The sequence below is a fragment of the Streptomyces sp. NBC_01077 genome, assembly GCF_045162855.1.
Taxonomy (GTDB): domain Bacteria; phylum Actinomycetota; class Actinomycetes; order Streptomycetales; family Streptomycetaceae; genus Streptomyces.
This window is the reverse complement of record NZ_CP108669.1, coordinates 3118307-3132935: the sequence shown is the minus strand read 5'-3', so window position 1 is coordinate 3132935 and position 14629 is coordinate 3118307. Positions and strand designations below refer to the sequence as shown.

The 14629-nt window shown below is 70.0% G+C and carries 11 protein-coding genes; 7 read left to right on the top strand and 4 right to left on the bottom strand.

What is annotated here, in order from left to right; translation table 11 throughout:
- The first annotated feature begins 112 nt into the window (after positions 1–112).
- Positions 113–3235: an efflux RND transporter permease subunit gene (locus OG462_RS13960; RefSeq protein ID WP_406057750.1), complete on the top strand. Its 3123-nt coding sequence runs from the start codon at positions 113–115 to the stop codon at positions 3233–3235.
- 73 nt (positions 3236–3308) lie between these two features.
- Here OG462_RS13960 and nadA read toward each other — a convergent pair whose 3' ends face one another.
- Complete coding sequence (gene nadA, locus OG462_RS13955; protein WP_406057749.1) at positions 3309–4505, bottom strand: quinolinate synthase NadA; 1197 nt, start codon at positions 4503–4505, stop codon at positions 3309–3311.
- Positions 4506–4753: 248 nt separating this feature from the next.
- On the opposite strand from nadA, the gene OG462_RS13950 reads away from it, so the two are divergent.
- Positions 4754–5110, top strand: a complete 357-nt coding sequence (locus OG462_RS13950; RefSeq protein WP_351220748.1) for an iron-sulfur cluster assembly accessory protein — start codon at positions 4754–4756, stop codon at positions 5108–5110.
- 78 nt (positions 5111–5188) lie between these two features.
- Here the strand turns inward: OG462_RS13950 and OG462_RS13945 are convergent, their stop codons facing one another.
- Together OG462_RS13945 and OG462_RS13940 are read right to left on the bottom strand one after the other, a co-directional pair.
- Positions 5189–6745 carry a hypothetical protein gene (locus OG462_RS13945; RefSeq protein WP_406057748.1) on the bottom strand — a complete coding sequence of 519 codons (1557 nt, stop codon included), beginning with the start codon at positions 6743–6745 and terminating at the stop codon, positions 5189–5191.
- A 66-nt stretch (positions 6746–6811) separates the two neighbouring features.
- Entirely contained in the window at positions 6812–7018 is a 207-nt protein-coding gene (locus tag OG462_RS13940) for a hypothetical protein (protein WP_406057747.1), read from the bottom strand.
- A 133-nt stretch (positions 7019–7151) separates the two neighbouring features.
- On the opposite strand from OG462_RS13940, the gene OG462_RS13935 reads away from it, so the two are divergent.
- Entirely contained in the window at positions 7152–8126 is a 975-nt protein-coding gene (locus OG462_RS13935; protein ID WP_406057746.1) for a carbohydrate kinase family protein, read from the top strand.
- A 288-nt stretch (positions 8127–8414) separates the two neighbouring features.
- Here the strand turns inward: OG462_RS13935 and OG462_RS13930 are convergent, their stop codons facing one another.
- Complete coding sequence (locus OG462_RS13930; protein WP_406057745.1) at positions 8415–9800, bottom strand: cysteine desulfurase/sulfurtransferase TusA family protein; 1386 nt, start codon at positions 9798–9800, stop codon at positions 8415–8417.
- A 356-nt stretch (positions 9801–10156) separates the two neighbouring features.
- Here OG462_RS13930 and coxB point away from each other — a divergent pair, with 356 nt between their 5' ends.
- From coxB to OG462_RS13910, 4 genes are all read left to right on the top strand, one after another.
- The gene (coxB, locus tag OG462_RS13925; RefSeq protein ID WP_406057744.1) at positions 10157–11122 is read left to right on the top strand and encodes a cytochrome c oxidase subunit II; all 966 of its coding nucleotides are present in this window, start codon (positions 10157–10159) and stop codon (positions 11120–11122) included.
- Positions 11119–12855, top strand: coding sequence for a cytochrome c oxidase subunit I (gene ctaD / locus OG462_RS13920; RefSeq protein ID WP_406057743.1), 1737 nt, complete (start codon positions 11119–11121; stop codon positions 12853–12855). The genes coxB and ctaD overlap by 4 nt, the downstream gene beginning before the upstream one ends.
- Complete coding sequence (locus OG462_RS13915) at positions 12852–13250, top strand: cytochrome c oxidase subunit 4 (protein WP_329277949.1); 399 nt, start codon at positions 12852–12854, stop codon at positions 13248–13250. Before ctaD ends, OG462_RS13915 begins: the two co-directional genes overlap by 4 nt.
- 122 nt (positions 13251–13372) lie before the next feature.
- Positions 13373–14626, top strand: a complete 1254-nt coding sequence (locus OG462_RS13910) for an Ig-like domain-containing protein (protein ID WP_406057742.1) — start codon at positions 13373–13375, stop codon at positions 14624–14626.
- Positions 14627–14629 lie beyond the last annotated feature (3 nt).

The window sequence follows — 14629 nt, the reverse complement described above, 5'->3', positions numbered from 1 at the left end:
CCTCGATGGCAGATCGTATAGACGGGGGGCACCTCCGGCGGATCCAGCGGATCCGGGCCGGGGTCTTGGCTGCTCCCGCCTGCCGACGAGTACGCCACAGAAGAGAGACCCCATGTCCTGGCTGTCCAGATTCAGCCTCGCGCAAAGGGCCCTGATCGGGCTGATCTCCATCGTCGCCCTGGTGTTCGGGGCGATCGCGATACCGCAACTGAAGCAGCAGTTGTTCCCCTCGATCGAGCTGCCGATGGTCTCGGTCCTCGCCCCGTACCAGGGTGCCTCTCCCGATGTGGTCGAGAAGCAGGTCATCGAGCCCCTGGAGAACAACCTCAAGGCCGTCGACGGCCTGAAGTCGGTCACCTCCACCGCCTCCGAGGGCATGGCCCTCGTCATGGCCTCCTTCGACTACGGCGACGAATCGACGAAGCAGCTCGTCGCCGACGTCCAGCAGGCGGTCAACCGGGCCCGCGCCCAGCTGCCCGACACGGTCGACCCGCAGGTCGTGGCCGGCTCCACGGACGACATCCCCACCGTCGTCCTCGCCGCCGCCTCCGACCAGGACCCGCAGGCCCTCGCCGACCTGCTGGACCGGACCGTCGTGCCGGCCCTGGAGGGCATCGAGGGCGTCGGCCAGGTCTCCGTCACCGGCGTCCAGGACCTCCAGGTCTCCGTCACCCCGGACGACCGGAAGCTCGCCGCGGCCGGACTCAGCTCCATGAAGCTCGCCGAGGCCCTCCGCTCCGGCGGCGGCACCCTCCCGGCCGGCTCCTTCTCCGAGGCCGGCAAGAGCCGCACCATCCAGGTCGGCGGCGGCTACACCTCGCTGAAGCAGATCGAGGACCTCCGCATCCCGGCGGCCACCCCCGGCAAGGGCAAGGCGGTCCGCCTCGGAGACGTGGCCACCGTTCGCCAGGAGGAGTCGCCGCGCGTCTCCCTCACCCGTACCAACGGCAAGCCCAGCCTCGCCGTCATGGCCACCATGGACAAGGACGGCAGCGCCGTCGCGATCTCCGACGCCGTCGCGGAGAAGCTGCCCGAGCTGCGCGCCGACCTCGGCGCGGGCGCCGAGCTGACCGTGGTCTCCGACCAGGGCCCGGCCGTCGCCAAGGCCGTCTCCGGACTGACCACCGAGGGCGCGCTCGGCCTCGTCATGGCCGTCCTGGTGATCCTGGTCTTCCTCGCCTCGATCCGCTCCACCCTGGTCACCGCGGTCTCCATCCCGCTCTCGGTCGTCCTCGCGCTCATCGTGCTCTGGACCCGTGACCTCTCGCTCAACATGCTGACGCTCGGTGCGCTCACCATCGCCATCGGCCGGGTCGTCGACGACTCGATCGTGGTCCTGGAGAACATCAAGCGTCACCTCGGCTACGGCGAGGAGCGGCAGGCCGCCATCCTCACCGCGGTCCGCGAGGTGGCGGGCGCCGTCACCTCCTCGACCCTCACGACCGTCGCCGTGTTCCTGCCGATCGGTCTGACCGGCGGCATGATCGGCGAGCTGTTCGGCTCGTTCTCGCTGACGGTCACGGCGGCCCTGCTCGCCTCGCTGCTCGTCTCCCTGACCGTCGTCCCGGTCCTCTCGTACTGGTTCCTGCGCGCCCCCAAGGGCACCTCGGAGGACCTGGCCGAGGCCCGCAGGCTGGCCGAGGAGAAGGAGGAGAAGAGCCGTCTCCAGCGGCTGTACGTGCCCGTCCTGAAGTTCGCGACCCGGCGCCGGCTGACCAGCCTCGCCATCGCGTTCGCCGTCCTGATCGTCACCTTCGGCATGGCCCCGCTCCTGAAGACGAACTTCTTCGACCAGGGCGAGCAGGAGGTGCTGAGCATCCAGCAGGAGCTGGCGCCCGGCACCGGCCTCGACGCCTCCGACGCGGCCGCGAAGAAGATCGAGAAGCTCCTCGCGGACACCGACGGCGTCAAGGACTACCAGGTCAACGTCGGCTCGTCCGGCTTCATGGCGGCCTTCGGCGGCGGCACCGGCACCAACCAGGCCTCCTACCAGGTCAGCCTGGAGGAGTCCGCCTCGTTCGAGAAGACCCGTGACGCCATCGAGAAGGGCCTCGCCGCCCTCGACGGGATCGGCGACACCAAGCTCGCCGCCGGCGACGGCTTCGGCAGCCAGGACCTGAGCGTGGTCGTCAAGGCCGCCGACGCGGAGGTCCTCAAGAAGGCCTCCGAGCAGGTCCGGGCCGCGATCGCCGGGATCGACGACGTCACCGACGTCCAGAGCGACCTCTCGCAGTCCGTCCCGCGCATCTCCGTCAAGGCGAACGCCAAGGCGGCCGACGCCGGCTTCGACTCCGCCTCGCTCGGCATGATCGTCGCCCAGGCCGTCCGGGGCACCCCGGCCGCCAAGGCGATCCTCGACGACACCGAGCGGGACGTCCTCATCACCTCGGCGCGGCCGGTCACCACCCTGGCCGGGCTCAAGGCGCTGCCCCTCGGCCCGGTGAAGCTGGGCGACATCGCCACCGTCGAGCTGGTCCCCGGCCCGGTGTCCATGACCCGGATCGACGGCGCCCGCGCCGCGACGATCACGGCCAAGCCGGCCGGCGACAACACCGGGGCCGTGAGCGCCACCCTGCAGCAGAAGATCGACGCGCTCGACCTGCCCGAGGGTGCCACCGCCAGCATCGGCGGTGTCTCCGAGGACCAGTCCGAGGCCTTCCTCAACCTGTTCCTGGCGATGCTCGCGGCCGTCGCGATCGTCTTCATGCTGCTCGTCGCGACCTTCCGGTCGCTGATCCAGCCGCTGATCCTGCTGGTCTCGATCCCGTTCGCGGCGACCGGCGCGATCGGTCTCCTGGTGGTCACCGACACCGCGATGGGCGTCCCGGCGATGATCGGCATGCTGATGCTCATCGGCATCGTGGTCACCAACGCGATCGTCCTGATCGACCTGATCAACCAGTACCGGGCGCAGGGCCTGGGCGTCGTCGAAGCGGTGATCGAGGGTGGCCGGCACCGGCTCCGCCCGATCCTGATGACCGCCCTGGCGACGATCTTCGCCCTGCTGCCGATGGCGCTCGGCATCACCGGCGAGGGCGGCTTCATCGCCCAGCCGCTGGCCGTGGTGGTGATCGGCGGTCTGATCACGTCGACGCTGCTGACCCTGCTCCTCGTCCCGACGCTCTACGCGATGGTGGAGCTCCGCAAGGAGCGCCGGAGGCTGAAGAAGGCCGGGAAGGCCGCCGCCGACGTCGTCGACGGGGCCGACAAGGTCCTGGACGTCCTTGGCGCCTGAGCCGTACGGCAAACGGAAGGGGCGCCCCACGACCACGTGGGGCGCCCCTTCCGGCGTGCGTAACGGAGAACCGTTACGGCAGAGCGAGCATCCGCTCCAGGGCGAGCTTCGCGAAGCTCTCCGTCTCCTTGTCGACCTGGATCTGGTTGACGAGGTTGCCCTCGGCCAGCGACTCCAGGGTCCACACCAGGTGCGGCAGGTCGATGCGGTTCATGGTCGAGCAGAAGCAGACCGTCTTGTCGAGGAAGACGATCTCCTTGTCCTGGTCGGCGAATCGGTTCGCCAGCCGCCGGACCAGGTTCAGCTCCGTGCCGATCGCCCACTTGGAACCGGCCGGGGCCGCCTCCAGGGTGTTGATGATGTACTCGGTCGAGCCCACGTAGTCCGCGGCGGCGACGACCTCGTGCCGGCACTCGGGGTGGACGAGCACGTTCACGCCGGGGATGCGCTCGCGGACGTCGTTGACCGAGTCCAGCGAGAAGCGGCCGTGCACCGAGCAGTGCCCCCGCCACAGGATCATCTTGGCGGCGCGCAGCTCCTCGACGGTCAGCCCGCCGTTCGGCTTGTGCGGGTTGTACAGGACGCAGTCGTCGAGGGACATGCCCATGTCGCGGACGGCCGTGTTGCGGCCCAGGTGCTGGTCCGGCAGGAACAGCACCTTCTCGCCCTGCTCGAAGGCCCAGTTCAGGGCCCGCTCGGCGTTGGACGAGGTGCAGATCGTGCCCCCGTGCTTGCCGGTGAAGGCCTTGATGTCGGCCGAGGAGTTCATGTACGAGACGGGCACGACCTGCTCGGCGATGCCGGCCTCGGTCAGCACGTCCCAGCACTCGGCGACCTGCTCGGCGGTGGCCATGTCGGCCATCGAGCAGCCGGCCGCCAGGTCGGGCAGGACGACCTTCTGCTCGTCGCCGGTCAGGATGTCGGCCGACTCCGCCATGAAGTGCACACCGCAGAAGACGATGTACTCGGCCGAGGGCTTGGCCGCCGCGTCGCGCGCGAGCTTGAAGGAGTCGCCGGTGACGTCGGCGAACTGGATGACCTCGTCGCGCTGGTAGTGGTGGCCGAGCACGAAGACCTTGTCCCCGAGCTTCTCCTTGGCCGCGCGGGCGCGCTCCACCAGGTCCGGGTCGGAGGGCGAGGGCAGGTCGCCGGGACACTCCACGCCGCGCTCGCTCTTCGGGTCGGCCTCGCGACCGAGCAGGAGCAGGGCGAGCGGCGACGGCTGAACGTCGAGTTCATGACGGGTTTGGGCCGTGGTCACGTCACGCACCCTTTCTTCGTAGCACCTTTTCGTCTAAATGACGCTATCTATCATAACCGCTTCACGTCACGTTGACGATGTCCATAGTGTCGATGTGACGAATTCGCCGTCGCCGCTGTGGGGCTCAGCCGTCCCCGTCGCTGGACAGGGTGTGCGAGCATGAAGAGAGAAAGACCCACACGGCCCGGAATGAATCCGGGGCACCGTCGGTTGCAACCGTCGGCAAGCAGTCTCCGTACACACCGGGAGAGAAGCAGATGTCCGTATCGGACGAGAAGACCACTGTCAGCGACGGCATCCTCCTGTCCGACGCCGCCGCGGGCAAGGTCAAGGCCCTCCTCGAGCAGGAAGGCCGCGAGGACCTGGCCCTGCGCGTCGCCGTACAGCCCGGCGGCTGCTCCGGCCTGCGTTACCAGCTGTTCTTCGACGAGCGTTCGCTCGACGGCGATGTCGTGAAGGACTTCGACGGCGTCAAGGTCGTCACCGACCGCATGAGCGCCCCGTACCTGGGCGGCGCCTCGATCGACTTCGTCGACACCATCGAGAAGCAGGGCTTCACCATCGACAACCCGAACGCCACGGGTTCCTGCGCCTGCGGCGACTCGTTCAGCTAAGTCGCACACGTCGTACGCATGAGGGCGGCGGCCCGGGAGTGATCCCGGGCCGCCGCCCTCGCGCATGTCCCGCCGGACTCAGCGGCGCGGCACCGACTCCCCGCTCGCGGCGTCGATCACCGGCCGGTCACCCAGCGGGCTCCGCAGCGTCACCGTCTTCGTGAAGTCCTTGGCGATCATGATGCAGACCCGCTCGGGGTCGGACTTCTCGATGATCCGCACCGTCACCCGGTCCGGCTGCTCCTCGGCCTTCACGGTGTACGTGCTGCACACCCCGCCCCAGAAGGTGACGGCCAGCTCCCTGCCGTCCCCCTGGACCTTGACGGACTCGACCGCTCGCGCGGCCGCCGTACCGTCCCCGGGAGAAGGCGTGGGCGCGGGCGAGGGCTTCGTCGGGGGCGCCAGGTACTCGGGGGCCACCGCCGTCCGCGCCACCGTGTACGGCGCGCCGTCCGCCGGGTCCGCGGTGAACAGCCACGACGGTACGAGCAGCCGCTCACCGTCCACGTCCCGCGCGGCGAGACCGAACACCGCGGCGGTCACCGGCACCTGGTCGGGCGCGGCCATGTCCACGATCGTCTGACAGGGCGGGGTCGGCTCGACGTGTCCCGGCGCCGGCTTCCCGCCGGTCCGGGTGTCCTCGGGCCTCCCGTTCCCGTCCACCGCCGACGGGGCGGTGGGGCAGTGCCCGATGCCGATCGGGCCGGTGCCCTTCGAGTCCTCGTTCAGCCGGGCGAGCGCCTTCGCCGCCCCGATCACCGGGTACGTGGCGCCCTCGGCCGGGTCCTTGAGCATCCCGCTCCCGGCGACCGGCCGGCCGTCCCGCGCGATGTGCAGCCCCGTCGACCAGCCGTAGGTCGGCAGCCCGCCCACCACCGGGTCGGCGTTGACCACCCGTACCGAACCGTTCATGACCTGGGTCGCGGTGACCTTCGCGTCGTCCTGGCCGAGCGCCTTCAGGATCGGCGCGGCCGCCGCTTTCGCCGCCGCCTCGCTCAGCGGCGTACCGCCCGGCTCGGGCTTCGACTCGCCCGGAGGCGGGCACGCCCTGCCCTTGAGACAGGCATCGCCCGCCGGGCCGCCGTCGTACCAGGAGTACGTCCAGTTCCCCGGCGCCTTCCGCGACACGTCGAGGCGGGGCCCCGAACCGTCCTTCTCGGGCCGGAGCGTCCAGACCTCACCCACGAGGGAGGGACTCCCGGAGATGCCCAGCGCTTCGGCCAGCCTGGTCACCTCCGCCGAGGTGACCAGGCCCTCGGGCCGGTGGACCGCGGCCGAGGAGGGCCCTTGGGGGAGTGGGCCCTTGGCTGTGTAGACGGTCCCGTTCGGGCCGCCACCGGGATCCGGCTCGCCGGGCGCGATCCCTGGACCGCCCCGCGTGTCGCCGGGGTCCGGCTCGCCGGGCGCGATGCCGGGGCCGCCCCGCGTGTCGCCGCCGGTGTTCCCGCCGTCGCCCTCCAGGCGCAGCGGCGGGGGCGGCCCGGCCGCGTCGACGGCCCGGGTCCCGGTGCCGCTGCCGTCACCGGACGCCGTGGTGGCGAGGTAGACGCCACCGCCGCCGGCGAGCAGCACACCCGCCGCCACCGAGGCGGCGACGACGCCCCGTCGCCTCCGTACGTTCTCCGTACCGCTCACCGCAACGCTCCCTCGTCTCGACCGGACGCCGATGGGACGGAGCGGGTGGGCGGACGGTTCCGTCCGTCAGCCCCCGTATTCGGCGGTGGCGTCGATCAGCCGGGCCGAGGCCGCCGGTACGACGACCCCGTGGATCAGCGCGGGGGAGACCGGAGCGGGCGCGGGGGAGACCGGGGTGACCCAGTGCGGGGCCATCCGTGCGCCGTCGCCCCGCAGGTCGGCGAGGCTCAGCTCGGACTCGTGTCGCTCACGTGAAGCGGGGTAGATGGTCATGGGCGCACCGTATGCACCGCACGCCCCCAGGGAAAAGACCTACTCTGGGGTAGTTTCCTATGGTCGGCAGTGAGGCCCCCACCCGGTAGCGTGAATCTTCGTCATTGCCGCCTTCCCGCAGGAGCACCCCGCCGTGCGTATCGCAGTCACCGGCTCCATCGCCACCGACCACCTGATGACCTTCCCCGGCCGGTTCGCCGACCAGCTGGTGGCCGACCAGCTGCACACGGTGTCCCTCTCCTTCCTCGTCGACAACCTCGACGTCCGGCGCGGCGGCGTCGGCCCCAACATCTGCTTCGGCATGGGTCAGCTCGGCGGCAGCCCGATCCTCGTGGGCGCGGCCGGCTACGACTTCGACGAGTACCGCGGCTGGCTCGACCGCCACGGCGTCGACACCGGCTCGGTGCGCATCTCCGAGGTCCTGCACACGGCCCGCTTCGTCTGTACCACGGACAAGGACCACAACCAGATCGGCTCCTTCTACACCGGCGCCATGAGCGAGGCCCGGCTGATCGAGCTCAAGGCCGTCGCCGACCGGGTGGGCGGGCTCGACCTGGTCCTCATCGGCGCCGACGACCCCGAGGCGATGCTCCGCCACACGGAGGAGTGCAAGACCCGCGAGATCCCCTTCGCCGCCGACTTCTCGCAGCAGATCGCGCGCATGGACGGCAACGAGATCCGCACCCTCCTGGAGGGCGCCACCTACCTCTTCTCGAACGAGTACGAGAAGGGCCTCATCGAGTCCAAGACGGGCTGGACCGACGCCGAGATCCTCTCCCGCGTCGGCCACCGCGTCACCACGCTCGGCTCGCGCGGTGTGCGCATCGAGCGCGTCGGCGACAGCCCGATCGAGGTCGGCTGCCCCGAGGAGACCGCGAAGGTCGACCCGACGGGCGTCGGCGACGCGTTCCGCGCGGGCTTCCTCACGGGTCTCTCCTGGGGAGTGGGCCTGGAGCGGGCGGCGCAGGTCGGCTGCATGCTGGCGACGCTGGTCATCGAAACCCTGGGCACGCAGGAGTACACGCTGCGGCGCGCGAACTTCATGGAGCGCTTCACCAAGGCGTACGGCGAGGACGCCGCGACAGAGGTCCAGTCCCACCTGGCCTGACCCCTCGGGCCCAGGGCCCCGGCCCGGCTGGTCCATCCCCCCGTTGTGGGCATACGTCCCGCCCCGCGGGACGATTGCCCACACGGGCGGGGGGCGTCCGCCCCGTCACGCGCGCGGCACGCACGGCGGGTGAATGTCCGCCCCGTGACGCGCGGCCCACACGGCGGGCAGGCGGGGCGTGGGTCCCGCGAGGCGCGCGGCCCGCACGGGGGTGGGTGTCAGTCCGGGCGGCGCGCGGCCCGCATGGGGCCGCTGGGCCCGCGACGTGCGCCGCAGGCCACCGCCGGCTCAGGTCACGCGGCGTACCACGTACGCCACGCCGCCCCCTTCCGACGGTGACTCGCCCACGTACTCCTGCCCCCGCATCTCGCACCACGCCGGAATGTCCAGTCGTGCCGCCGCGTCGTCCGCGAGGACCGTCACCGTGCCGCCCACCGGCACGTCGCCGATGACCTTCGCCAGTTCGATCACCGGGATCGGGCAGCGCCGCCCGAGCGCGTCCACCACCAGGGAGTCCGGCCCCGGCGCGGCCACCGGAGTCGCGGCCGGCGCGCCGAGCCGCTCCCGGACCCCCGCGACGACTCCCGGCAGCACGTCGAGGAAGCGGTCCACGTCCTCCGCCGTGGTCCCGGCCGGCAGGGACACCCGGACGTTCCCCTCGCTCAGTACCCCCATCGCGCGCAGCACATGGCTGGGCGTCAGCGTCGAACTCGTACAGGACGAACCGGACGAAACAGAGAAACCCTCCCGGTCCAGCTCGTGCAGCAGCGTCTCCCCGTCGACGTACAGGCAGGAGAAGGTGACCAGGTGGGGGAGCCGGCGCACCGGGGCGCCCACCACCTCCACATCCGGTACGAGCTCCGGCACCCGCGCCCGGATCCGGTCCACCAGGGCCTGCATCCGCGCCCCCTCGGTCACCGCCTCCGCCCGTACGGCCCGCAGCGAGGCCGCCGCCGCCACGATCGCCGGCAGGTTCTCGAAGCCGGGTGCCCGGCCCGACTCCCGCTCGTCCGACGGCCCTTGCGGCGCGAACCTGACTCCCTTCCGTACGGCGAGGAGTCCCACGCCCGCCGGTCCGCCCCACTTGTGCGCGCTCGCCGTGAGGAGCGACCAGCCGCCCTCCACGGGTCCCCAGCCGAGCGACTGGGCCGCGTCCACGAGGAGCGGCACGTCCGCCGCCCGACAGGCCTCGGCCACCTCCGCCACGGGCTGCTCGGTCCCCACCTCGTGGTTGGCCGACTGGAGGCAGGCCAGGGCCGTCCGGGAGTCGAGGGCCGCCGCGAAGCCCTCCGCGTCCACCGCCCCCGTCCGCCCCACCGGCACCTCGGTCACGGCGCCGCCGGCGGCCGCGTGGGTCTCGGCCGTGTGGAGTACGGAGGAGTGTTCGACCGCGGAGACGACGAGCCGGTTCCCGACACGCCGACGCCCCGCGAGAGATCCCGAGATGCCCGCGTGAACCGCGCGCGTCCCCGAAGGAGTGAACACCAGCTCGTCGGGACGGCAGCCCACGGCCTCCGCCGCGGCCTCCCGCGCCGCGTCCAGGAGCAGCCTGGCCCGCCGTCCCTCCTTGTACAGCCGGGCCGGATCGGCCCAGCCCTCGTCCAGGGAGGCGAGCAGCGCCTGGCGGGCGACGGGGTGCAGCGGGGCGGCGGACGCGGCGTCGAAGTACGGCATCCGCCCACGGTAGGGCCTGGCGGTGGGCGGGCTTCGTCCGCCCGTGGCGAGTCCCTGGCGAGTCCCTGGTGAGGCCGGGGTGAGGTCGGGGTGAGCCCTCGTCAGAACCGCACCGCGGCGCACCGGCAGACCGCCGAACGGACGTGCCCGACCCCCCTCCGGAACCCCGGAGTCCACCCCTTCGGGGACTCGGACGGCGCGTTGGGCACCCTCCCCGCGCGACCCCAAATAGCGTCCAGTAGGGTTTGGTCCGCATAAACATCCAAACCCCTGCCCGCGGCCGGGGCGGCGACCGACCAGCGAGACGGACGGCCGTGGCCGACCAACGCGGGCCGAGACTCTCGGGAAGGCGCTACGTGAGTCCCAACGGCTCCGACCGCTCGTCGCGGCGCCCGATGCGGCGGAAGCTGCCGCAGGTGCTGACTGCGGGCCTGATCCTGGCGACAGCCACGGGCTGCTCGTACAACTGGGAAGACTTCCCCCGCCTTGGTATGCCCACTCCGGTCACGGAGGAGGCTCCTACGATCCTCTCCCTCTGGCAGGGCTCGTGGGCGGCTGCGCTCGTCACGGGCGTCCTGGTCTGGGGGCTGATCCTGTGGTCCGTCATCTTCCACCGGCGCAGCCGCACCAAGGTCGAGGTACCTCCGCAGACGCGGTACAACATGCCCATCGAGGCGCTGTACACGGTGACGCCACTCATCATCGTGTCGGTCCTCTTCTACTTCACCGCGCGCGACGAGTCGAAGCTCCTGTCGCTCACCGACAAGCCGGCCCACACCATCAACGTGGTCGGCTATCAGTGGAGCTGGGGCTTCAACTACATCGAGAACGTGCCGGGTGTGACGGGTGACGCGCAGACGGCCCCGAACCTCGACGCCATCCCGGACAAGTTCCAGGACGACTTCCCGGCGAACGCCGGCGGTGTCTACGACGCCGGTATCCCCGGTGACCGGAACCCGCAGACCGGGAACCCGGGTCCGACCCTGTGGCTGCCCAAGGGCGAGAAGGTCCGGTTCGTCCTGACCTCCCGTGACGTGATCCACTCCTTCTGGGTGGTCCCCTTCCTCATGAAGCAGGACGTCATCCCGGGTCACACCAACGCCTTCGAGGTCACCCCGAACCAGGAGGGCACCTTCCTCGGCAAGTGCGCCGAGCTGTGCGGTGTCGACCACTCCCGGATGCTCTTCAACGTCAAGGTGGTCTCCCCGGAGCGCTACCAGCAGCACCTGAAGGAGCTGGCCGAGAAGGGGCAGACCGGCTACATCCCGTCTGGCATCGAGCAGACGGACCCGGCCAGGAATGCGGAGAAGAACCAACTGTGAGCATCCACAACGAAACCCAGGGTGCCGCCGCAGCTGAGGACTCGTACGAGAACGAGCTGCCCGTACGGCGCAAGCAGCCCGGCAACGTCGTGATCAAGTGGCTGACCACCACCGATCACAAGACGATCGGGACGATGTACCTGGTCACGTCGTTCGTCTTCTTCTGCATCGGCGGACTCATGGCGCTCTTCATGCGCGCCGAGCTGGCCCGTCCGGGTACGCAGATCATGTCGAACGAGCAGTTCAACCAGGCGTTCACGATGCACGGCACGATCATGCTGCTGATGTTCGCGACGCCGCTCTTCGCCGGATTCGCGAACTGGATCATGCCGCTGCAGATCGGCGCGCCCGACGTGGCGTTCCCGCGGCTGAACATGTTCGCGTACTGGCTGTACCTCTTCGGCTCGATCATGGCGGTGGCCGGCTTCCTCACCCCGCAGGGTGCGGCCGACTTCGGCTGGTTCGCCTACTCCCCGCTGTCGGACGCCGTCCGCTCGCCGGGTGTCGGCGCCGACATGTGGATCATGGGTCTGGCCTTCTCCGGCTTCGGCACGATCCTCGGTTCGGTCAACTTCATCACCACGATCATCTGCATGCGCGCTCCGGGCATGACGATGTTCCGTATGCCGATCTTCACCTGGAACGTGCTGCTGACCGGTGTTCTGGTCCTGCTCGCCTTCCCGGTCCTGGCGGCCGCGCTGTTCGCCCTGGAGGCGGACCGCAAGTTCGGTGCCCATGTCTTCGACGCGGCCAACGGCGGCGCCTTGCTGTGGCAACACCTCTTCTGGTTCTTCGGACACCCAGAGGTGTACATCATCGCCCTGCCCTTCTTCGGCATCGTCTCCGAGGTCATCCCGGTCTTCAGCCGCAAGCCGATGTTCGGCTACATCGGTCTGGTGGCCGCGACCATCGCGATCGCCGGCCTGTCCGTGACCGTGTGGGCGCACCACATGTACGTCACAGGCGGCGTGCTCCTGCCGTTCTTCTCCTTCATGACGTTCCTCATCGCCGTACCGACGGGCGTGAAGTTCTTCAACTGGATCGGAACGATGTGGAAGGGCTCGTTGTCCTTCGAGACACCGATGCTCTGGACGATCGGCTTCCTGATCACCTTCACCTTCGGTGGTCTGACGGGTGTCATCCTGGCCTCGCCGCCGATGGACTTCCACGTCTCCGACTCGTACTTCGTCGTCGCGCACTTCCACTACGTCGTCTTCGGCACCGTGGTCTTCGCGATGTTCGCCGGGTTCCACTTCTGGTGGCCGAAGTTCACGGGCAAGATGCTGGACGAGCGGCTCGGCAAGATGACGTTCTGGACGCTGTTCATCGGCTTCCACGGCACCTTCCTGGTGCAGCACTGGCTCGGTGCCGAGGGCATGCCGCGTCGTTACGCGGACTACCTCGACGCCGACGGCTTCACCGCGCTGAACACGATCTCGACGATCTCCTCCTTCCTGCTCGGTCTGTCGATCCTGCCGTTCCTCTACAACGTCTGGAAGACCGCCAAGTACGGCAAGAAGATCGAGGTCGACGACCCGTGGGGCTACGGCCGTTCGCTCGAATGGGCGACGTCCTGCCCGCCGCCGCGGCACAACTTCCTCACCCTGCCGCGGATCCGTTCGGAATCCCCGGCGTTCGACCTGCACCACCCTGAGATCGCGGCTCTCGACCAGCTCGAGAACAAGGGCCACGCGGCCGAGGCCCTCGCGGGCAGCAAGGAGGCCGGCAAGTGAAGATCCAGGGCAAGATGTTCATCTGGCTGAGCGTCTTCATCCTTGCCATGGCCGTCCTGTACGGCGTCTGGTCGAAGGAGCCGGTCGGTACGACGGCGCTGTTCCTCGCCTTCGGCCTGTCCATCATGATCGGCTACTACCTGGCTTTCACGGCCAGGCGTGTCGACGCGATGGCGCAGGACGACAAGGAGGCCGACGTCGCGGACGAGGCCGGTGAGGTCGGCTTCTTCGCCCCGCACAGCTGGCAGCCGCTGTCGCTGGCCGTCGGCGGTGCGCTCGCCTTCCTCGCCATCGCGATGGGCTGGTGGATCCTGTACTTCTCCGCCCCGCTGATCCTGGTCGGCCTCTTCGGCTGGGTCTTCGAGTTCTACCGCGGCGAGAACCAGAACCAGTAGCGGTACCCCGCTCCGCACCGGAGCACCGAGAGGGGCCCGGACACTTCGTCACCGAAGTGTCCGGGCCCCTCTTTTGCAGCACTCGACGCGCTGGTGGCGAGGATTGTCCTTAGCGTGAAGTCATGAACGACACGCCGCGCATTCGGACTGTTCTGAGCTGCACTCTTCTGGCCCTCACCGTCACCGCAGGCGCCACGGCGTGTGCGGGCTCCGACGGCCATCCGCTGTCGGCGAGGGCGTATGACGCGGAGGACCAGCTCGCGGTCAGCGCCCCCACGGACGGCGCCAAGGCGGACCCCGAGAAGCCCCTGGAGATCACCGCCAAGGGCGAGGACGGCCGGATCACCGACGTCACCGCCACCGACGCCTCGGGCCACCACCTGGCGGGCGAACTCACCGCCGACGGGCAGCGCTGGCGCTCCACGGCCGCCCTGGCGGCCGGCGCCCGCTACACCGTTCGGGTGGCCACCGAGGACGAGGACGGCGCTCCAGGCGCCCGTACGTTCACGTTCGAGACGGCCCCGGCCAAACGGGCCCTGACCGCGACCTTCGGCCCGGAGGCGGGCACGTACGGCGTCGGGCAGCCCATCACGGCCGAGCTCAGCCTCCCCGTCAAGGACCGCAAGGCCCGCGCGGTCGTCGAACGGGCCCTCAAGGTCCGCTCCACGCCCACCGTCGAGGGCGCCTGGTACTGGGTGGACGACAAGAAGCTGCACTTCCGCCCGAAGGAGTACTGGCCGGCCGGCACGCGCGTCACGGTCACCGGCAACCTGGACGGCCTCAAGGTCGGCGACAAGCTCTACGGCGGCGCGTCCAAGCCGGTGAATCTCACCATCGGCGACCGGATCGAGGCCGTCGCGGACGCCGGGTCGCACTACATGACCGTGCGGCGCAACGGAGAAGTGATCAACACCATTCCGGTGACCACCGGCAAGCCGGGCTTCTCCACCCGAAACGGCATCAAAGTGGTGCTCGGCAAGGAGTACTACGTCCGGATGCGGGGCACCAGCATCGGCATCGCGGAAGGCAGCTCCGAGTCGTACGACCTGCCGGTCTACTACGCCACCCGGGTCACCTGGAGCGGTGAGTACGTGCACGCCGCGCCCTGGTCGGTCGGCTCGCAGGGCGTGGAGAACGTCAGCCACGGCTGTGTCGGCATGTCGACCGGGAACGCGGCCTGGTTCTACGAGACCGTCCGCCCCGGCGACATCGTCCGCGTCGTCAACAGCTACGGCGACACGATGGACACCTTCGGCAACGGCTTCGGCGACTGGAACCTGCCGTGGACCAAGTGGCGCGAGGGCAGCGCCCTGGTGGAGGCCACCGGGAACCCGATGGCCACCACCGAGAAGGCCCGCCTCAGGCCCTCGATCTGATCA

Bases quoted from the DNA above. Each gene is read 5' to 3' on its own strand.
- OG462_RS13910 (WP_406057742.1), top strand. From the start codon at position 13,373: ATGAACGACACGCCGCGCATTCGGACTGTTCTGAGCTGCACTCTTCTG.
- OG462_RS13930 (WP_406057745.1), bottom strand. From the start codon at position 9,800: ATGCCGTACTTCGACGCCGCGTCCGCCGCCCCGCTGCACCCCGTCGCC.
- OG462_RS13950 (WP_351220748.1), top strand. From the start codon at position 4,754: ATGTCCGTATCGGACGAGAAGACCACTGTCAGCGACGGCATCCTCCTG.
- OG462_RS13960 (WP_406057750.1), top strand. From the start codon at position 113: ATGTCCTGGCTGTCCAGATTCAGCCTCGCGCAAAGGGCCCTGATCGGG.
- OG462_RS13940 (WP_406057747.1), bottom strand. From the start codon at position 7,018: ATGACCATCTACCCCGCTTCACGTGAGCGACACGAGTCCGAGCTGAGC.